Source organism: Leifsonia sp. TF02-11, from assembly GCF_017565305.1.
Lineage (GTDB): Bacteria > Actinomycetota > Actinomycetes > Actinomycetales > Microbacteriaceae > Leifsonia.
The window spans coordinates 225,277-244,865 of sequence record NZ_JAGEKP010000024.1; the positions used below are offsets into that span (position 1 = coordinate 225,277).

Here is a 19,589-nt window from a genome sequence, read left to right on the forward strand (position 1 = left end):
CCCGGTCCCGTTCAGTCCCGCGGCCTCGACTCCAGCAGCTCGTGTCCCAGCCGGCCCGCTCCCAGCAGGGCCGCATCCGCTCCCGTGCGGGCCAGCTCGACGCGGACGCCGGCGAACGGCGGGCGGAGGTCGGCGTGCAGCCGCTCGGAGACCGGAGCGGTGAGAGCTGTGCCGAGCCCGGAGACTCCCCCGCCGATCAGCACGAGCCCGGGGTCGGTCGTCACGACCGCGGCGGCCAGCGACTCGCCGACGAGCTCGGCCGCCTCGCGGATCACGCGCGCCGCGACGGCGTCGCCGGCCGTGGCCAGGCGCGCGATCTCGCGGAGCCCGAGACGTCCGCCGGCGGCCTCGGCGTAGCTGCGCTCGATCCCCGGCCCGCTGGCGAACGCCTCGAGGTGGTCGGCGCCCCCGCAGGAGCAGACGCGATGCTGCAGCGTGGGGATGCGCACGTGGCCGACCGACCCGGCCATGCCCGAGGCGCCCCGGAGCACACGCCCGTCCGAGACGACCGCGCCGCCCAGACCCGTGCCGATGGCGACGAAGAGGAAGCGCTCCGGAGCCCCGCCCGCCCAGTGCTCGCCGAGCGCTGCGGCGTGTACGTCGTTCTCGACGGCGACCGGGACGCCCAGCCGGACGCGCAGGCCGCGCGCCACGTCCGTTCCGAGCCAGCCGGCGAGGTGGTCGGTGGCGTGCACGACGACGCCGTGGTCGTCGAAGGCGCCGGCGCTGCCGACCCCGACGGCTACCGGACCGGCCTCTGCTCCCGCTTGCGCCGCGGCCTCGGCGACGAGACGGGCCGCCGTGTCGAGGACGGCTTCGGCGCCGGCCCGAGCGGGTGTCGGCGCCTCGACGCGGTGCGCGAGCGTTCCGGCCTGTCCCACGACGGCGGCGGCGGTCTTCGTTCCGCCGATGTCGACCCCGACGACGGTGCCGCCGGCGCCGGCGGACGTGCCGGCCGTCATCGGGAGCGCGGCGCCGCCGCCGCGAACCGCCGCGTGATCGCGACAGGATCGGTGATCGCGCCGCCGACGACGACCGCGAACGCTCCGGCGTCGAAGGCGCGCGCCACGTCCGCCGGGGTCTGGAAGCGCCCCTCTGCGAGCACGCGCACCCCGCGGGAGGCCAGCTGCCCGACCAGCTCCAGGTCCGGCGACGGGTCGATCCGCGAGTACGGCGTGTAGCCGGAGAGGGTCGTCCCCACGATCGCCGCTCCCGCCTCCCACGACCGAAGGCCCTCGTCGAGCGTCGAGACGTCCGCCATGATGGGCACGCGGACGGCGGCGACCGCCGAGCGCACGCGCCCGGCGACATCGTCGGCGACCTCCTCCGTGGCATCCACCGCGACGATGTCGGCGCCGGCGGCGACCAGCGCCCGCACCTGCTCGTCGGTGGGCGTGATCAGGTTGCGGCGGGCGCCCATGCGCTTGTCGAGCCCGATGAGGGGAACCTCCGTCAGCTCCCGCACCGCCCGCACGTCGTCCACGCCGTTGACCCGCAGGGCAGCAGCCCCGCCCTGCAACGCGCTCGCGGCGAGCCGCGCGATGGTCGGGGTGTCGCGCATCGGGGAGCCCGAGGACGCCTGGCACGACACGACCAGGCCCCCGGCGATCGCCGCCAGCAGACCGTCCGCGCGGTCGTCGTCCCGCTCGGCCACGCGCTCGAGAGCGCTCTCGTCACTATTTGAGTGCGCCAGCACTGATGCCTCCTACGAAGTAGCGCTGGAACACGACGAAGAGTGCGAGCGCGGGGATGGTGAACAGGACGGACGCCGCCATCAACGGCCCCCACTCGACGTTGTGCTCGCCGAAGAACGAGTACAGGCCGATCGAGAGCGTGTATTTGGAGGAGTCGTTGAGGTAGATGAGCGGGTTGAGGAAGTCGGTCCAGGCCCAGACGAACTGGAAGATCACCGCCGTGATCAGCGCGGGCCGCGCCTGCGGCAGGACGATCGACCAGTAGATGCGGAACTCCGACGCGCCGTCGATCCGCGCCGCCTGCAGCAGCTCGTTGGGGACGGACATCAGGAACTGCCGCAGCATGAAGATGAGGAACGGTGTGCCGAAGAACGCCGGGGCGACCAGCGGGATGATCGTGTTCGTCGCCTCCAGACCGTTCCACATCAGGAACAGCGGGATCATGGTGACCTGCGGCGGGAGCATCATCGTCGCCATCACGATCACCAGCAGCGGTCGCTGCCCTCGCCAGCCGATCTTCGACAGCGAGTAGGCGACGAGCGGGGAGGCGATCAGCATCCCGAGCACCGACAACGCCGCGATCACGACGGTGTTCCACAGGTACTGCCAGAACGGGATCTCCTCGAACACCGCCGCGAAGTTGGCGAGCGTCCACTCCTTCGGCCAGAGCGACGGCGGCGCGCTGAAGATGTCCGCCGGGAGCTTGAAGGCCGTGCTGAGCATGGCGAGGAAGGGGAAGACGAACAGCAGCGTCAGCACCCAGACCAGCACGTAGCGGCCCGCGGTGCGGCCGGGCCGGCGGCGCCGGAGCCGGGAGGACCGCTCGCCCGCCGGACGCGCCGGCGCGGTCTCTGACTGGCGCTCCTCAGTCGCGTTCAGAACCATAGTGAACCCATTTCTTCGACGACCAGAGCAGCAGCAGCGTGATGATCAGCGTGAGCAGGAACAGCACCCACGCCATCGCCGACGCGTAGCCCATCTTCAGGAACACGAACGCGTTCTGGTACAGGTACATGGCGTAGCTGATCATCGACTGCCCGGGGCCTCCGCTCGTCTCGTTCAGCCGGGTCTGCGTGAGCAGGTACGGCTGGGCGAAGATCTGCAGGTAGGCGATCACCGTCACGATGATCTGGAACAGGGTGACCGGGGAGATCGTCGGCCACGTGATGTAGCGGAACCGGCCCCACCAGCCTGCGCCGTCGAGCTCTGCCGCCTCGTAGAGCTCGCCTGGGACGTCCTTGATGGCTGCCAGGTAGATGATCATCGTGCCGCCGATCGTCCAGAGGCACATCAGCAGGATCGCCGGCTTGCCCCAGTCGGGCTGCTCCAGCCACTCGGGCTGCGGCAGGTGCAGCAGCCCCAGGAAGTAGTCGACGAAGCCGTACTGGGTGTTGAGCAGCCACCGCCAGAGGTAGCCGCCGACGACGATGGGGACGATGGTCGGCAGGTAGACCAGTGCCCGGTAGAGCGGCTGGCCACGCACCGGCAGGTTGAGGAAGTGCGCCCCGACGATCGAGATGATGATCGTCAGCGGCACCCCCGTCACCGTCAGGAACAGCGTGTTCCAGAGCGCCTTCCAGAACGTCGAGTCCTGGAGCATGTGGGCGTAGTTGTCGAGGCCCACCCACTTCGGCGCCTGGAAGAGGTTGAAGTCCGTGAAGCTGTACCCGGCGGAGGCGAGCACCGGCCACACGATGAACACCGCCGCGCCCACGATGAAAGGCGACGCGAACGCCAGGCCCAGCAGGGTCTGGCGTCGCGCACCGCGCTTGGCGGTCGTCGTCATCAGTAGGACTTGGCCTTGTCCGCCACCGACTGCATGGCCTTCTCCGGTGTGGCGACTCCGCGCACCACATCGTCGAACGCGGTTCCCAGGTCCGTCGAGTACTGCGCACTGTACGGCTGGCTGGAGAGCGACTTCGCGTTCGGGCTCTTCAGGGCGTTCAGCCACGCGTCGAAGTGCGGGATCGCGTTGTACGCCGGGTCGGACAGCAGCGAGGTCTTGGACGGGAGGTTGCCGAGCGCCAGGGTGAAGTCGGTCATCGGCTTGTCGCCCACGATGTAGGCGAGGAACTTGGCGGCCTCCGCCTTGTGCTTCGAGTTGTTGGGGATGAACAGCGTGCTCGTCGTCACCTGGGTCGAGCCGGCGAGGTCGCTGCTCGCGGCGGGGATGTCGACGACGCCCCAGTTGAGGTTCGGCGCGACCTTGGGGATGTTGACGGCCTGCCACTCGCCGTCGATGACCATCGCCTCCTTGCCCGTGTAGAACGGGTCCTGCGCCGACATGTACTGGCCGAGGCCCGACGTGAACGACGAGATCTTGTCCGCGCCGTAGGCATCGGTCAGGGTCTTCGTGTACCAGTCGAGGGCTTCGACGTTCTTGGGGTCGGCGGGCGTGGGGGTCTTGCCGTCCTTGCCATCCCAGGTGCCGCCGAACGCGTAGCCCAGGGTCGTGAACAGCGTCGAGGTCGACGGGTTGCCCAGGCCGATCTGGGTGATCGCGCCGCTGGCGTCGGTGACGGTGAGCTTCTTGACCGCGGCCGCGAGCTCGTCCATCGTCTTCGGCGGCTGCACGCCGGCCTTGTCGAGGAGGTCCTTGTTGTACATGAGCTGCTGCGTGTGCACGGCGATCGGCAGCGCGTAGGTCTTGCCCTCGTACTTCATCTGGTCGAGGGAGGCCGGGGCGAAGGCGCCCAGGTCGACCTTCTCGGTCTTCAGGTAGTCGTCGAGCGGGGCGAGGATGCCCTTCGAGGCCCACGAGCCGACGGCGTTGCCGAAGTTGTCGGAGATGTCGAAGCTGCCGTTGCTCGACGACATCGAGGTGAGCTGCTTCTGCATGTCGGGGCTGGAGACGCCGACGACCTTGATCTCCTTCTGGCTGGCGTTGAAGTCGGCGATGACCTTCTCCAACGCCTTGGCCTCCTCGCCTCCCCAGAGGTACGAGAACGTGATCTTCGTGGGGCCGGAGTCTCCGGCTCCTGAGCAGCCGGTGAGGGCGACAGCGGCGACGGCGACGCTGGTCAGCGCTACGGCGCGGAGCGCGGTCCGCCGCCGGAACATCCTGGATTCCATGGGTTTCCTTACAGGTGTGAGGGGGTAGGAATGGAATTGCTTTCAATTGGTGTACTCCATTTGTTCGCGGCGTGTCAACAAATCAGGAAAAGTTGCTCGAAGGTTGTGCTCGGCGACCACGGTGTCTCTACAATGGGCATCACCAATCGCGATCAGCCGCGTCCACCGATCCCTGAGGAGCGCCATGGCGGAGCAGCACACCAAGTCCGAGCGACTGCGCCGGCACCTCGTCGACGTGATCGACCAGGGGCTGGAGCCGCACTCGAAGCTGCCGACGGAGCGCGACCTCGCCGTGGAGTTCGAGGTCAGCCGGCTGACCGTGCGCCGCGCCCTCGACCGCCTGGAGCACGAAGGGCTCGTCTACCGCGTGCAGGGCGCTGGCACCTTCGTCGCCGCTCCGCGGATCACCAAGTCGGTCGAGCTCACCTCGTTCAGCGAGGACATGCGCGCCCGCGGCCTCGAGCCCGGTTCCTCCGTCCTGGTGACGGAGACGATCGCCGCCGGCGCCCGGCTCGGCGCCAAGCTGCGGGTCAGCCCCTCCGACGACGTCTTCCACATCCGCCGCGCGCGCACGGCGGACGGCGAGCCGATGGCCCTGGAGGACTCGTACCTCAACCCGCGGCTCTTCCCCGGACTGATCGACAACGTCGGCGGTGAGTCCCTGTACCGCATCCTCGAGACCGAGTACGGCATGCGCATCGAGTGGGCGGAGCAGAGCGTCCACGCCAGCGTCCTCGAGCCCGACCAGGCGGAACTGCTCGACGCCCCGCCGTTCTCGCCGGCCTTCTTCGTCTCGCGCACCAGCTTCGACGCCCAGGACCGCGCGGTCGAGTACGCCGAGTCGACATACCGCGGCGACCGGTATCACTACGAGTTCAAAATCCATCGTTCGCGCTGAGCCCCGCCCGCGCCGATCCCCTTCGCTCCCGTCCGCGCCGATCCCAGGAGAGCCATGCGCATCGCCCTCGTCCCTCTCGACGAACGCCCGGTCAACGTCGACCTCCCCCGCCAGGTGGCGGCGATCGCGGGGGCCGAGCTCCTGCTGCCGCCCGCGGAGGCGATGCCCGTGTTCCGGCGCCCCGCCGACGTGGCCGCGCTGCACGGCTGGCTCCGCGGGCTCGTCGCCGCGGGCGGCGCCTCCCGCCTGGTCGCGTGCGTGGACACGCTGGTCCACGGCGGGATCATCCCGGCCAGGATCACCTCCGACAGCACCACGACCGCCCTCGAACGCCTCGACCTGCTGCGCGAGCTGAAGGACGCGTCGCCCGAGCTACGGATCACGGCGGCGTCCCTCATCATGCGCGCCAGCGACTCGTACTCGCCTGTCGAGGAGCCCGAGTACTGGAGCTCGTACGGCCGCGAGCTGCACGCGCTCGGCGGCGCCCTCCATCGCGCCTTCGAGACCGACGTCCGGGAGGGCGAGGCAGCGGCCCGGCCGCCGGCGACCGAGGTGCCCGCCGAGGTCCGCAGCGATTTCGAGCGACGCCGGCTGCGCAATCACACGGTCAACCTGGCGGCGCTCGCACTGCACGAGGAGGGGACGGTCGAGACGCTCACGCTGACGGCCGACGACACGGCGCCGTACTCGGCCGGTTCCGCCGAGCAGGTGTGGCTTCGACACTGGGCCAGGGCGCTGCCGCGCGGCGGCGAGGTGCTGATGTATCCGGGAGCCGACGAGGTGGGCGCGGTGCTCGTCGCGCGCGCCCTCGCCGCGGGCGTCGGCGTGCCGGTCTGGCGCATCGACTGCGGCGAGCCCGACGGGCTCGACCGCGTGCCGAACTTCGAGAACGCACCCCTGCGCGACAGCCTCCGCCGTCAGATCGTCGCCTCCGGCGGCCGGGTGGCGGAGCCGGGCGAGACCGCCGAGCTCGTGGTGGTCGCCCACGCGCCCGACCCGGCCCGCGGCGACTACTTCGCCGCGCGCCCCGCCTCCGACCCGGCGGCGACCGACGCCACCGTCTCCGCCGTCCGGGCCGCCCTCGGTGAGGGCAGGATCGTCGCGCTGGCCGACGTGCGCTTCAGCAACGGAGGCGACCCCGAGCTCGTCGACCGGCTGGCGGAGGAAGGCCTTCTGCTCCGGCTGTCGTCGTACGGCGGGTGGAACACCGCGGGCAACTCGATCGGCGGAGCCGTCGCCCAGGCGACCGCCCTCTGGGCCGGCCGGGCGCTCGGCACGGCAGACGAGTCAGCGCTCCGCGAGGCGCTGCTCACCCGCATCCTCGACGACCGCGCCTACCAGAGCGGGACGCGCCTGGCGATGCACGAGGCCGAGTTCGGCGGACGCATCGGCCCGGTCGACGCTGCGAGCCAGGAGGCCGCCATCGCGCGGATCACCCGGGAGCTGCGCGAGTACCTGGCCGGGATCCTGCCGGCGGGAGAAGCGTGGGAGCTCACGGAGGTCACGCTGCCGTGGCAGCGCAGCTTCGAGGTCGGGCTGACGCTGCAGCAACGGTAATGGTCATTACCATTACCAGCAGATCCCCGTGATTTAAAGAAGATCATTGCCTACACGCCCTTAAATGGTGTACTCCATTAACTGCCTCGGCGCTGCCGCCGGGGAGTCATCGCACAACGAAGGAGTAGGCATGAGTCATCGCACCGGGCGTCGCATCGCCGCCGCGGTCGCGGGAGCGGCCCTCGCGGCCGCGCTCGCCATCCCCGCGACAGCAGCCGTCGCCACACCGACCTGCACCACCACCCCACGCATCGACGGCAGCTTCATCCAGGCGGCCCTCGTCGACGGCTGGACCTCCACCCAGCTCACCTCCGAGTTCTCCACCCTCACCAACGCGTGCATCACCAGCCAGGTGCTGCAATGGACGGCCGACACCAAGGCGTCGACCACCGTCTATCCGAGCGGTCTCAGCGGGTACGCGCAGAGCACCTCGACCGATGTCGTCTCGCGCGTGCTCACCGCGGCCGACAGCGCCGGCGTCTCCGAGTACCTCGGGCTGCAGACCAACGACGACTGGTGGAACACCTACGCGAACAACACCACCTGGCTGAACGGCGAGGCCACGAAAGCGAACGCGCTCGCCGACGACCTCACCACCAAGTACGGCACGCACAGCTCGTTCGCGGGCTGGTACCTGCCGTTCGAGGTCGACAACTGGAACTTCACGTCGACCTCCTCGTGGAGCGCGATGGCGACCTTCTACACGACGATCGCGAACCACCTGCATGCCCTGACTCCCGGCAAGCCCGTAATCATCAGCCCCTTCTTCAACACGGCGGGCGGCCAGACCAGCAGCCAATGGACCACGATGTGGTCGAGCATCCTCGCCTCGGCGCCGATCGACGCGATCGCGCTGCAGGACGGCATCGGCGCAGGGCACGCGACCAACGCCCAGCTGCCGACATGGTTCGCCGCGACGGCGAGCGCCATCTCCAGCGGGCGCCCGGCGACCAAGCTCTGGGCCGACAGCGAGACCTTCAACCCCGACTTCACGCCGATGTCGATCGGGCAGCTGGTCTCCGACCTGAACGCGGTGGCGCCGTACGTCAGCAAGACGCTGTCGTTCTCGTACGACCACTACCAGAGCCCGCTCGTCGTACCGGCCGTCTACGACACGACCTACCGGAACTACCTGTCGACGGGCACGGTCGAGACCTCGGCCCCGACCACGCCGACCGGACTATCGGCGACCGCGGGCGGGGTGAGTTCCATCACCCTGAACTGGACGGCGTCGACGGACAACATCGGCGTCGCCGGCTACCGCCTGTACCGCGGCGGCTCCCTCGTCAAAGTCATCCAGGGGGCGGTGACGACCTTCACCGACGCGGGTCTCACCCCGTCGACGGCGTACAGCTACACGCTGGCGGCGTTCGACGCCGCGGGGAACCTGTCGGCGCAGAGCTCCACGGCGAGCGCGACCACCTCGGCCGCGCCGGCCCCGAACCCGCTGATCTCGACGGGCAAGTCGTACACCGCGTCGGTGGCGGCGGACCCGAGCTACCCGGACACGGGCGGGACCGAGCTGACGAACGGCGTCACAGCCTCCACGAGCTACGCCGATGCGGCCTGGCAGGGACGCAACACCGGAAACCCGTACAGCTTCACGATCGACCTCGGCGCGACGAAGACGATCACGCAGGTCTCGACGTCGTGGCTGCAGACGAAGTCGCTGTACATCTTCCTGCCGTCGAGCATCCAGGTGTCGGTGTCGACGACCGGCTCGACCTACACGCCCCTGGTGACGATGCCGGCGCCGAACGTCAGCGACGCCGACCAGCGATACACCTACGCGGCGTACTCGCTGTCCGGAACCGGCCGCTACGTGCGCTTCACCGTGACGCCGGCGAGCAGCGCCTGGTCCTTCGTCGACGAGGCGAGCGTCCGCGGCCTCTGAGCGTCCCGCGACCGCCGAGTACGCAGATCATCTGCGCACTCGGCGGTCTTCCGGGGCTGTTCAGGGTCTACGCGGTCGCGGCGGCGTGGTAGTCGTCGGCGTAGCCGAGGTAGGACGCACCGATCCGGGCACGGAGGGTCGAGGCGTCGATCCTGCCTGCGAGGTGATCGAGCAGCGGCTGCTGCCAGATGCTGCGGCCGATCGCGAAGCCCGCGAACCCGTCGACCGGCGCCGCCGTCTCCAGCCAGTGGTCGAGACGATCCTGTGTGGAGTCCCGCCCGAGGACGATGCAGCGCACCGCCGCGCGGCCGCCCTCCCGGGAGGTTGCGGCCACAGCTGCGGCCGCGTCCCGCGTCTCGTATCCCTCGAGCTTCCAGATGTCCGGCTCGACGCCGGCGTGCTGGAACTCCCGGATGAGCTCCTGGGTCAGTCCGGGCCGGATCGTCCTGTCGTACTCGTCGGCACCGGCCGCCTGCTGCGCGGACGTCGCTGGAACGAGGAGTTCGATGATGAATCGGCGACCGTGCCCGTGGAGCTCCTGCGTCACCGAGGCGAGGTGCTCTTGCTGACGCCGACGACCGCCGACGTCGAACCCGGGATTGTCCCGCACCAGGATCTTGACGTAGTCGGGATCGAACGCCTCGACGTGTTCCAGCCAGTCCGAATCGCCGAACGAGCCGTACTCGAGCTCGAAGAAGGGCCGGCCGGACCGCTCGATCGGCATGAGCAGAAGAAGCCCCTGCTCCTTCGCCGCCCTGGCGACAGCGGCGCCGTACCGCTCATCCACCAGGATGCCGGGGACACTCCCGGCCGGGAGCCGGTCGCGCACGGACGCGGCACCCTCGAACACCAGCCGTTTGCCCTCCGCCAGGCGCGCCGCCTGATCGGCCGTCGGCTCCCCAGCGATCGAGTACACGTCCTTCGCGAGCGACGCGCGGTGATCCATCGCGAAGATGTAGAACGGGTGCTCCTTCTCCGGTGTGCGTGGCGATGCACTCATGTCGATCACGCGGACGCCGCCGGAGACGTCTCCGCCTCCGTCGCGGGCGGCATGACGTGCGCGTGGATCTGCGAGGTCAGGTCGCGGATCTGCTCGGAGAGATCCCGGATCGTCTTGGTGAGCTCGGTGTTCTCGACGAGCAGCTTCTCCTGGTCGTTGTAGTCGCGATCGGCCTTGGCCTGCTGGAAGGCGGCCTGCCGGTTCTGCCCGATCATGACGAACGTGGAGAGGAAGATCGCCTCCAGCGACACGATGAGCGTCAGCGTCGGCCACGGGTTCTTCTCCAGCCACAGCATCCAGACCGTGAACAGGGCGATGTGGATGTACACGAAGGCCATGGAGCCGGCGAACGCGGTGATCCAGTCAGCGATGCGCAGCTGCACGCTCGCCGCGCGATGCTCCGCCTGCGCGAGCACCGCGGGGTGCAGACGCGCCGGATCGGCGTTCTTCAACAACCGCGACGGCCTGATGTATTGGCCGTGCGACTTCGCCTTCGTCTGGCCGGGTGCCGCTGTCGTCGTGGTCATGTCGTCCTCCGCCCGGCAGGCGCATCCTGCCACGGCGTGAGAGTACTCCGCGCCGGGGGAGAATGCCCCGCGAAACTCCTCTAGCGTTAGTGGTGCGTGCCCGACAGCGCGCTTCTGAGCGAGAGTGGTGAGGACGTGCCGAACGAAGCACGCCGCAAGAGCCCGGGCGGGTACGCGAACGGTAGGGCGACGCGGGAGGACGTCCTCCATCGCGCCGCCGCGGCGTTCGCGGAGCAGGGCTACCACGGCGCGTCCCTGCGGGCGATCGCGCGGAGCGCCGGGATCGACCATTCGACGCTGCTCCACCACTTCGGCGACAAGACGTCCCTGCTGCTCGCGGTGCTCGCGTGGCGCGACGAGGAGGCGATGCGGTTCGTCTCGGCCGATTGGGTGAGCGCGGAGGACTTGCGTGCCCAGATGGCGGCGCTCGTCGAGCACAACCGCTCCATCCCCGGACTGGTCCAGCTGTACGCGGTGCTGTCGGCGGAGGCGGCCACCGAAGGTCATCCCGCCCGCGCGTTCTTCCAGGAGCGGGCGGAGCAGCTCGCGACGCAGTTCGAGGACGCGATCCGGCGGTTCGGCACCGGCCCGATCCCCGCCGACCTGCACGCTCGGGTGCTGACCTACCTCGCCCTCTGGGAGGGCCTCCAGGTCTTCGACGCCGTCAATCCGGGCCGACTGGACATCGGTGTCGTGCTGGACGGCGAGCTCGGACGCCTGCTCGGCACCTGAGCCCGCCGTCGCACGTTCTGCGGCCTACGTCGCCGGAAGCTCCTCGAGCATCCAGGTCCACTCGTAGACTCCCGGCCCGACCCGGAACTCCGCGGCAACGTCCGGGCCGACCGAGGTGGTGCCCAGCCCGCGCTGGGCGACGTCGAGGTGGACGAACGAACGGGTCGACGGCGGCAGCTCCCACGAGTGCCGCGCGGCGGCGAGCTCGCCCGTGGTGTGCCGCGAGACACCGACCTGGCACGGTCGATCCAGCCGGATCCGCAAGCCCGGAAGTCCGGGCCCCGACAGTTCGAGCAGCCAGACGTCGGCGCGCGAACCGTTCTCCTGCGGTTTGATGTAAGGAACCTGGAGCGTGTCGATCGCGGCGTCCCACCTCCCCAATCGGCCGGAGCGGCGACGATCCGGGTACGACTCGTGCGGTCCTGCGCCGAGCCAGGTCGCGTGATCGTAACCGGCGGGGAGCGGCACGGTGGTCCCGATCCGGAGGAGGTCGCGCTGCGCGGCGGGGACGGTCACGCGCTCGTGCACGACGAGTCCGCCGTCGGCCGCCCGCCCGAACCGGCGAGTGTGGGCGACCTCGACGCCGTCGGCTCGATACCGCGCCTCGACGACGGTCGCGCCGCCCTCCTCGGTCACCCGCACCAGCTCGCGGACCGGTGCCGCGAAACCGCTGCCGGACAGCCGGCCGAAGTGCATCATCGACGCGTCGTTATCCGTCGGCGCGCGCCACAGCTCGATCCCCGGCTCACCGTCGAGGAGGGCCGACAGGATGAGTCCCTGCTCCTCGTCCGTGCCGTCCGCCTCCCCCGGACGGACGGCCTCCGTGATCGACGGGAGGACGGGCACGGGCGGCCCGTCCACCGAGAGCACCTGGATCACCGCGAGCGTTGTGCCGGCGGGTGCCCAGGTCTCGTCGTCGGCGAGGAGGATCTCGATGCTGACCCCCAACGCTCCCGGCGCGGCGAGGCCGGCGCGCAGCTCGTCGGGCAGGACGACCGTCGCCGTCCCGCGCGGCGGGATCACCGGAAGCGGGAGCGCGATGGCGGGTCCGCTGCCGTCCACCGCATCCACGCGGGCGACGGCCCGGTAGCGCGAGGAGTCGACGAAGAACTGACGGTTGCGCACGTCGACGGTGCCGGCGCGCAGCTGGGCCGGGATCGCCGTCACATCGAGCGGGGTGAACAGGCGCCTGGCCTCCTCCATCCCCGGATGGGGCGAGCCGTCGGGGAAGAGCAGACCGTCGATGCAGAAGTTGCCGTCGTTGGGCTGGTCGCCGAAGTCGCCGCCGTAACGGTAGCGGCCGTCGCCGTCCGGGTCGAGACCGTGGTCGGTGAGCTCCCAGATGAACCCGCCCTGCAGTCCCCTGGTGTGCTCGATGAGCTCCCAGTACTCATCGAGGCCGCCGGTGGAGTTGCCCATCGCGTGGGAGTACTCGCACATGATGAGCGGACGGTCGGCGCGGGGGTCCTCCGCGTACTGGCGGAGTGCCGCCGGCGACGGGTACATCGGCGCGACGACATCGGTCACCGCGTGGCCGGCGAACCAGTCGCGCATGATCGCACCCTCGTAGTGCAGGGGACGCGACGGATCGAAGGCGCGGAGCCAGCCGGCGGCCGCGTGGTGGTTGACGCCGATGGAGGTCTCGTTGCCGAGCGACCACAGGATCACGCTGGGGTGGTTCGCGTCGCGGCGCACCATCCGCGAGACCCGGTCGAGGAAGGCCGACGCGTAGCGGGGGTCGTCGCAGATGGTCGTGGAGTAGTTGTGCGCCTCGATGTCCGCCTCGTCCACCACGTAGAGCCCGTATTCGTCGCAGAGGTCGAGGACCATCGGGTCGTTGGGATAGTGCGCGGTGCGGATGGCGTTGAAGCCGTGCTCCTTGAGCAACCTCAACTGGGCGGCGACCTCGGCCCTGGTCGACGTGACTCCGGTCCGCGGATGGAAGTCGTGGCGGTTGACGCCCTGGATCAGCACGGCACGCCCGTTGACCAGCAGCTCCCCGTCGCGGACGACCACGTCGCGGAAGCCGACGCGGTGCCGAGAGCGCTCGACCGCCACGCCCTGCGGATCGCGCAGGACCACGTCGAGCTCGTGGAGGACGGGCGTCTCCGCGCTCCACGGCTGCACGGAGGGCAGTACCAGCTCGAGGTCGGAGCACCCGATCGGCTCGGGCACGAGGAGGGCGTCGACCACGCGCAGCGCCGCACCGGTCGACGGGTCCAGCGCGGCTCCCGCTGCACGGCGGCTGGCGAGGTCGAGGATGTCGAGCCCGGACACGTCGACAGCGGCAGCTGGTTCGGCCATCGAGATCGCGCCGTCACCGGCGCCCTGGGCGGGAGCGGCTCCCGGCGCGGACACCGGGGCCTCCGCGGTCGTGCCGCCGATCCGCGCCACGATGCTCCAGCCCGCGCGCAGCGGTTCGGAGCCGGAGCGCACGGTGACGCGCACCCGGCAGCGTCCGCCGTCGCCGTCCAGGGACGCCCGCGCCTGGACGTCCGCGAGATGCACCAGGGGCGTGGTGTACAGGCTGACCGACCGGGTGATGCCGCCGTGCCACCAGGAGTCCTGGTTCTCGACGAACGTCGCGTCGGAGAACCGGACGACGCGGAGGACGACGACGTTCCGCCCCTCCGTGAGGTGCGCGGTGATGTCGAACTCCCCGGCGAGGCGGCTGTCCTTGCCGATGCCGACCGGCTCGCCGTTGACCTCCACGAGGAGCGTGCTGATCGCGGCTCCGACGTGGAGGACGATCCGCTTCCCGGCCCAGTCGGCCGGGACGGTGAAGGTCCGCCGGTAGACGCCGGTCGGGTTGTCCGACGGGGGCAGCGGCGGCAACCCGTCGAAGGGCACGCGCTGCGCGGTGTAGATCGGGATGTCACCGACGTCCTGCATCGTCCAGGCGCCCGGCACCGCGATCGGACGCCAGGCGTCCGCGGCCTCCGGGACGGTGGGCGACGGCAGCAGCTGGAACTCCCAGGTGCCGTCAAGGTCGAGGCGGTCCTCGTGCGTGATCGCGTGAGCGTCCACGCGGGCGAGACCGGTGAGCTCCGGGCGCGCCCAGGGACGCACACGCGTCCAGGTGTCGAGGGCGTCTGTCATCAGCGCACCTTCCGGATCGGGATGATGCAGAGCGCGCCGACGACCGCGAGCACGAGGGCGATGAGGAAGAGCCCCTGGAACCCGCCGGTGATCCCCACGACGGCGCCGGCGACGGCGGGCGCGAGCACCTGCGGCAGCGCGGAGGCGATGTTGGCGATGCCGAGGTCCTTGCCGGCGTCCTCGCCCTTGGGGAGGACTTCGGTGAACAGGGCGGTGTCCACGGCCATGTAGCAGCCGAAGCCGAGCCCGGAGACGACGCCGTAGAGCAGCATGCCCGTGAGCGTCGGCACGAAGAACGGGACCAGGAGGCCGATGCCGAGGATCAGGGACGAGATCAGCACGAAGGGCTTGCGCCTGCCGACCCGGTCGGACCAGGGGCCGCAGATCAGCATCGTGACGACAGAACCTGCGAGCGACGCCATGGCGACCAGCGGAACAGCGGCCGCCGCTCCGGAGCCGAGCCCGATGTAGTCCTGCATGATGTAGAGCTGGTACAGCGAGACGCCGAAGTAGGCGAGCATCAGCGCGAACCGCGCGGTGAAGGTCCAGAAGAAGTCGGGGTGCTTGCGCGGGCTCACCCAGAACCCGGCGAGGATCGCGCCGAGCCGGAACGGCTCGCGGGGCACGTCGCGGTTGGAGCCCTCCGGGTTGAGGACCACGAACAGCACCATCGCCAGCAGCAGGATCCCGGCGAGGATCACGTACCCGGCGAGGATCGAGTTCGACGTGACGAAAGCGGCACCGTAGAAGCTGCCGGCGAGGGACCCGCCCATCAGACCGAGGCCCATGATCGTCGAGGTCGTGCCGCGGAGCCGGCGGGGCACGCGGTCGGGGATGACGGCCTGGAGCGGCGCCTGCGCCATGTTGACGAAGAGCTGGACGGCGCACCACGACAGGGTGATCCAGAGCAGGCTGTTCGAGATCCCGAGGAGGATCAGCGAGAACCCGCCGAGGACGGCGCCGAGGAGCAGCAGTGGCGCGCGCTTGCCGATCCGCGTGCGGAGGCGGTCGGAGACCATCCCCCAGGTCGGCTGGAACACGACGGACACCATCGCCCCGATCATCGAGACCAGGGCGAGGTTGCCGACCTTGGCCGCCGGGTCGACGCGCTCGATCTGCGTCGACATCAGCAGGCTCAGCACGGATCCCCAGATCAGGAAGATCGCGAGGTTGCCGGTCAGCAGGGTCGTCAGGAAGAGGGGGAACCGTCGCGGAGGCGACGTCGGTTCGTCGGAGGCCGACGGAATGGTCGGCTGGGTGGTCGGGTTGGCGTAGAGCTCGCTCATCGGGGGTCCTCTGTGCTCGTCTTCGAGTGGCGGGATGCCGGGTCGGAGAGACTCTATCTCAAAATTCCACCATGTGGTGGAAATTGTCTGGACGGAGGTCAGGCGGCTGACGCGGCCGACCGACTCACTCGATCGGGTCGGCCTCCGACCTGCGCTCGAGACGAAGTCCCGACAGAATCTGTCGGACGATCGGATCGCTGACGCCGGGTATCGCCGCGTCGAGCTCGCGTGAAAGCTCGTCGTACTCGTCCGCGTCGTGGATGAGGCCCGCCAACGCCTCAGCGTGGGCACGGACGATCTCGGGATCGTCGGCGGATACCGCACGGGCCAGCAGTGCGGCCCTCAGCCCACCTCGCTCCGCCTTTGTCGCAGGGAGCGCCCGCACGGCCCGGGCGAGACCGCGAGGGTCCTGCCAGGGCCCCGGATGGCTCAGCGCGTCGATGAGCAGGTCCGCTGCCTCCCTGCGCACGACCGGGTCGTACGTCAGAGCCGCGACGGTTTCGGCCAGCCTCTCCGTTTCGGAGCGGCTGTTGATCGTGGCCTGAGTCGCCTGCTTCAGAAACGAGAGCAGGACGAGGTAGTTGGACTCAGCCCATCGCGCCGAGAGCTGAGCGGCTTGGGGTCGCACAACTCCGAACGTGATTCGGGCGCGGTTGATCAGCGACTGATGCTCCGGGGTCCAGTCGTCCGGGTCGGACAGCGCTGCCAGGGTCAACAGGTATCCCTCCGGCCGCTCGAGCGCCGCGCGGACGCCATCCCCGCTGTCTCCACGCAGCAGCTCCTCGAACAGGATCCCCTTGTGCTCCTGGTTGTGCACGACGACCGCGCGCCACGCGGCATCGGTCCAACTCGATTGCGATGTGAGCACACCCGCCAAGGCCCGAGCCGCTTCACCGGCGTCCAGCTGGCAGACGTACTCTGCGAAGTAGTACTCCAGGAAGGTACGGTGGATGAACTGGCGTGTCACCACACCTTCATCGTTCCCGTCTGTTTTCGGTGCGATGTGGTCGATCGCCCGCCGCTCGGCCGGTCGGATCACGACATCCTGTACGAACGAGTCGTCTCGCGGGCGTCCGCCCGCGTTCCGCGTCTGCGCCCGGAATGCAGCCCAGGCCCACGCCTTCAAGAGCTGCTCGCAGTACGCGATGTCGGGTTGCCCGTCCGGACCCGGCGCGTCACCCCTCCACGAGCCCAACAGAAGCCGTGCGGCCAGGCGCCGGTACAGGTCGCGCGCGCTCTGCGGAAGAGCGGCGTCACCTCTGTCGACGCCCTGCGCAAGCAGGCAGTAGAACGTCAGGATGAGGGGGAGCACCGCGTTGCCGACGAGCTCTCTGCGCCGAGCCAGCTCACGCAGAAGAGCATCGGCACGCCACTCCTCGTCGGGTTCTGCGAACCAGGCATGGATGAAAGAGACCACGTCCGTGGGATAGCGGAGCCCGCGCAGTGAGATCTGCCGGGGCGATCGCTTGACCGGCGCACGTCTCATCGCGTGCTCCCACGCGGCGTGGCGGCTCGAGATCACGACCCGCCAGCGAGCCGGTAGGCCGAAGAGCTCCTTCAGCCGTGCGGCTTGATCCGTGACGTCCGCGGCTTCATCCAAGGAGTCGACCATGACGACCACTCGCGACCGCGATTCCAGCAGAGTCATATCCAGGCGCTCGCGCATGCCACGATCGGCCAGCGGAGTGAAGCCGAGTCCGGAGGCGAACGACGATGCGACCAACGACCCCGCAGTGTCCCCCGGCGTATCCGCCCACCGCTGCCACGTTGTGTAGAGCGGAATCTCGACCCCGGTGGCGCTTCCCCCACGCTCCAACTCGTCGAGCGCTTTCTGCGCCGCCTTTCTCGCCAACATGCGCATGAACCAGGTCTTCCCAGAGCCGGGCTCTCCCAGGATCACCAACGTCGGCTCGCGCGAGATGTCTTCAGCGCCGGGCGGCCGGCGAGATGGCGTGGCATCCGGCGCCGTTCGGGGCGCGTCGTCATACCGCAGTGCCCGCTCGATCGCTGATGCCTTCAGGTCTGCTCGCCAGAATGCAGTATCCCAGTCGGCGATTCGACCCCGGAGATACCGGATGATGTCCTCGCGCGAGGCTTGCGCCTCCGCCAATTCGTCGAAACGCCTCTGCAGCGACAAGAACAACGCGATCGAGGTCTCGTTCTTGGCGCGCAACTGAGCAATCAAGACCGCGTACGTCTCCCGCACTGCTCGCGTCGCCAGCACCTGGACGCTATCGAGCTCCGAAGACGGGTCCGCCGACGTCGCGGCATCGAGTACAGCGCTCGACACGCGGTCCGCGTCGAAGTCGAGGTCGGCGATCCCCTGGAAGTCGAGCCCGAAGTCGCGCACGATGTCGTCCGCCCTGCTCAGCCCGGCCGCGAGATCGTCCGGGGAGATCCCCTCGCCGCTCGCCCACGCGTCCAGAGCATCGGCCACCCGTTTCCGGACTTCGCGCGCCTGCTCCTTCTCCTCGAAGTGACTTTGCGCATGCTTGGCCCCTTCGGAGAGGGCCGTGCGAACCAGCACAGCAGGACCACCCAACGCCGATATCGCGACCTGGGCCAGCGAGCCGGCGAGTTCGCTCCGTTTCGACACTGCCGCCCCCCTTCGAGCCCGCGTGGCTCCATTCTGCCGCCGCCGCTCACACATCGGCGGCGGGAGGCTACTTTCCCGCCGCGATCACTTCGTCGCACACGTCATCGAGCGACCCGCTACTCGTGATGCACGGTCGGACCACGCCGTTGCCGATCACGTATACGGTGTTGGACCGTCGGCCGCCCGCCGGCGCGGCGACGAAAACGCCGCGGTACTCAGTGAGGTTCCACGCGGCTTCGTCGGTTGCCCCGACGCCACCGTTCGCCCTCAGCCACTCGCCCAGCGCTTCGAGCGCACTCTCCCGCCCGTTCACAGGGTCAGCTCCTTCCAGGGGGCGCCCGGCGCCGGGCGGACCACCGCCTCGATCTGCCAGATGTCGACGCCATAGTCCGGCGGCCAGCCGCTGGTGCGGCCGGATTGCTCGTCCGCCCAGCGCACGACGCCCGCGTGGTCGACGTAGGCGTTGAACCAGTGGCCTCCCGCATGGCCTCGTGGGAACCCGGGCAGATCCCAATCGACTCCGATGATAGCCACAGCGCCCGGCCCTTCACGCTGCAGGCTCGCCTCGAGTGTTTGGAACGCACCAGCAGTGAACGGGCCTGGTTCGGCCTCCAGGTTGGTCAGGCGCGAAAGCGGGCGCGTTCCGAGCGCGTTCCACATCTCTTCGTACTCGCCCGGCGGGACGCTGGAGTCGCCCAGCGCCGGCTGAGCGCTCACTCCCTGAAACGTGTCGGCGAACGAGCGCGAACACGGGCCGCAATTGTTGGTCCACGCCGGGAGGTGGCTCGCGTAGTGCGGGTTGCCCGCGGCGATCCACGCCGCCGGGTCCGCGGCGCCGAAGGTCGAGACGAGCTGTTCGAACCGGGCCGCGACGGTCGCGCCGGGGTCCAGGTACCGGCCCCCGATCGACGGACTGTCGTTGCCGCTCTCCGACGTGCCCCCACCGGCCGGGGAGCCCGCAGCCGCTCCAGCTGCATGCCGTGCTATGAATCCCCTGCCGGCGATGGCGGAACGGTGGAGGTACTGCGCAGCCTCGGAGACCGCACGGTGCGCCGCCTGCAGCGCAGCCACCACGACAGCACCATCGGGACGTGCGGTGTGCTGGGCGACGGCGGTGGCGTGTGCTGCCGCCGCCTGGAGCAGCCTGGCCTGGCTGTCGAGCTGCTGGGCGAAACGGTCGGCATCGTGGTTCACCGATTCGAGGGCGTCGATCACCTCCCGCAGAGAGCTCATC

General features: G+C 69.7%; 16 protein-coding genes. 4 read left to right on the forward strand and 12 right to left on the reverse strand.

The window, feature by feature from the left end; translation table 11 throughout:
• Window positions 1–11: 11 nt before the first annotated feature.
• From JNB50_RS22015 to JNB50_RS22035, 5 genes are read right to left on the reverse strand one after another with little or no spacing between them, the layout of a single operon-like run.
• On the reverse strand, window positions 12–962 hold the full coding sequence (locus JNB50_RS22015; protein ID WP_208042271.1) for an ROK family protein: 951 nt from the start codon (window positions 960–962) through the stop codon (window positions 12–14).
• Window positions 959–1,696: a putative N-acetylmannosamine-6-phosphate 2-epimerase gene (locus tag JNB50_RS22020; RefSeq protein ID WP_307794838.1), complete on the reverse strand. Its 738-nt coding sequence runs from the start codon at window positions 1,694–1,696 to the stop codon at window positions 959–961. The genes JNB50_RS22015 and JNB50_RS22020 overlap by 4 nt, the downstream gene beginning before the upstream one ends.
• Entirely contained in the window at window positions 1,677–2,579 is a 903-nt protein-coding gene (locus JNB50_RS22025) for a carbohydrate ABC transporter permease (RefSeq protein WP_208042272.1), read from the reverse strand. The genes JNB50_RS22020 and JNB50_RS22025 overlap by 20 nt, the downstream gene beginning before the upstream one ends.
• Window positions 2,560–3,480 (reverse strand): carbohydrate ABC transporter permease, encoded by a 921-nt coding sequence (locus JNB50_RS22030; RefSeq protein WP_243768800.1) that lies wholly within the window; start codon window positions 3,478–3,480, stop codon window positions 2,560–2,562. The genes JNB50_RS22025 and JNB50_RS22030 overlap by 20 nt, the downstream gene beginning before the upstream one ends.
• Entirely contained in the window at window positions 3,480–4,766 is a 1,287-nt protein-coding gene (locus tag JNB50_RS22035) for an ABC transporter substrate-binding protein (RefSeq protein ID WP_208042273.1), read from the reverse strand. The genes JNB50_RS22030 and JNB50_RS22035 overlap by 1 nt, the downstream gene beginning before the upstream one ends.
• Before the next feature lie 184 nt (window positions 4,767–4,950).
• Here JNB50_RS22035 and JNB50_RS22040 point away from each other — a divergent pair, with 184 nt between their 5' ends.
• The 3 genes from JNB50_RS22040 to JNB50_RS22050 all read left to right on the forward strand — a co-directional run bounded on the left by JNB50_RS22040 (window position 4,951) and on the right by JNB50_RS22050 (window position 9,115).
• Window positions 4,951–5,664: a GntR family transcriptional regulator gene (locus JNB50_RS22040; RefSeq protein WP_208042274.1), complete on the forward strand. Its 714-nt coding sequence runs from the start codon at window positions 4,951–4,953 to the stop codon at window positions 5,662–5,664.
• Window positions 5,665–5,718: 54 nt separating this feature from the next.
• On the forward strand, window positions 5,719–7,221 hold the full coding sequence (locus JNB50_RS22045) for a DUF4127 family protein (protein WP_208042275.1): 1,503 nt from the start codon (window positions 5,719–5,721) through the stop codon (window positions 7,219–7,221).
• A gap of 130 nt (window positions 7,222–7,351) precedes the next feature.
• Complete coding sequence (locus JNB50_RS22050) at window positions 7,352–9,115, forward strand: DUF4434 domain-containing protein (RefSeq protein WP_208042276.1); 1,764 nt, start codon at window positions 7,352–7,354, stop codon at window positions 9,113–9,115.
• Window positions 9,116–9,182: 67 nt separating this feature from the next.
• Here JNB50_RS22050 and JNB50_RS22055 read toward each other — a convergent pair whose 3' ends face one another.
• The gene (locus tag JNB50_RS22055; RefSeq protein WP_208042277.1) at window positions 9,183–10,115 is read right to left on the reverse strand and encodes a 2-deoxy-5-keto-D-gluconate 6-phosphate aldolase domain-containing protein; all 933 of its coding nucleotides are present in this window, start codon (window positions 10,113–10,115) and stop codon (window positions 9,183–9,185) included.
• Between the two features lie 5 nt (window positions 10,116–10,120).
• Window positions 10,121–10,642, reverse strand: a complete 522-nt coding sequence (locus JNB50_RS22060; protein ID WP_208042278.1) for a DUF1003 domain-containing protein — start codon at window positions 10,640–10,642, stop codon at window positions 10,121–10,123.
• A gap of 96 nt (window positions 10,643–10,738) precedes the next feature.
• Here JNB50_RS22060 and JNB50_RS22065 point away from each other — a divergent pair, with 96 nt between their 5' ends.
• Window positions 10,739–11,374: a TetR/AcrR family transcriptional regulator gene (locus JNB50_RS22065; RefSeq protein ID WP_208042279.1), complete on the forward strand. Its 636-nt coding sequence runs from the start codon at window positions 10,739–10,741 to the stop codon at window positions 11,372–11,374.
• Window positions 11,375–11,398: 24 nt separating this feature from the next.
• On the opposite strand, the gene JNB50_RS22070 is transcribed toward JNB50_RS22065, so the two are convergent.
• The 5 genes from JNB50_RS22070 to JNB50_RS22090 all read right to left on the reverse strand — a co-directional run bounded on the left by JNB50_RS22070 (window position 11,399) and on the right by JNB50_RS22090 (window position 19,588).
• Window positions 11,399–14,473, reverse strand: a complete 3,075-nt coding sequence (locus JNB50_RS22070; protein ID WP_208042280.1) for a glycoside hydrolase family 2 TIM barrel-domain containing protein — start codon at window positions 14,471–14,473, stop codon at window positions 11,399–11,401.
• Complete coding sequence (locus JNB50_RS22075; protein WP_208042281.1) at window positions 14,473–15,759, reverse strand: MFS transporter; 1,287 nt, start codon at window positions 15,757–15,759, stop codon at window positions 14,473–14,475. The genes JNB50_RS22070 and JNB50_RS22075 overlap by 1 nt, the downstream gene beginning before the upstream one ends.
• Before the next feature lie 124 nt (window positions 15,760–15,883).
• Entirely contained in the window at window positions 15,884–18,355 is a 2,472-nt protein-coding gene (locus tag JNB50_RS22080; protein ID WP_208042282.1) for an NACHT domain-containing NTPase, read from the reverse strand.
• Between the two features lie 67 nt (window positions 18,356–18,422).
• Window positions 18,423–18,668, reverse strand: a complete 246-nt coding sequence (locus JNB50_RS22085; RefSeq protein ID WP_208042283.1) for a hypothetical protein — start codon at window positions 18,666–18,668, stop codon at window positions 18,423–18,425.
• Window positions 18,665–19,588 (reverse strand): toxin glutamine deamidase domain-containing protein, encoded by a 924-nt coding sequence (locus tag JNB50_RS22090; RefSeq protein WP_208042284.1) that lies wholly within the window; start codon window positions 19,586–19,588, stop codon window positions 18,665–18,667. Before JNB50_RS22090 ends, JNB50_RS22085 begins: the two co-directional genes overlap by 4 nt.
• Window position 19,589 lies beyond the last annotated feature (1 nt).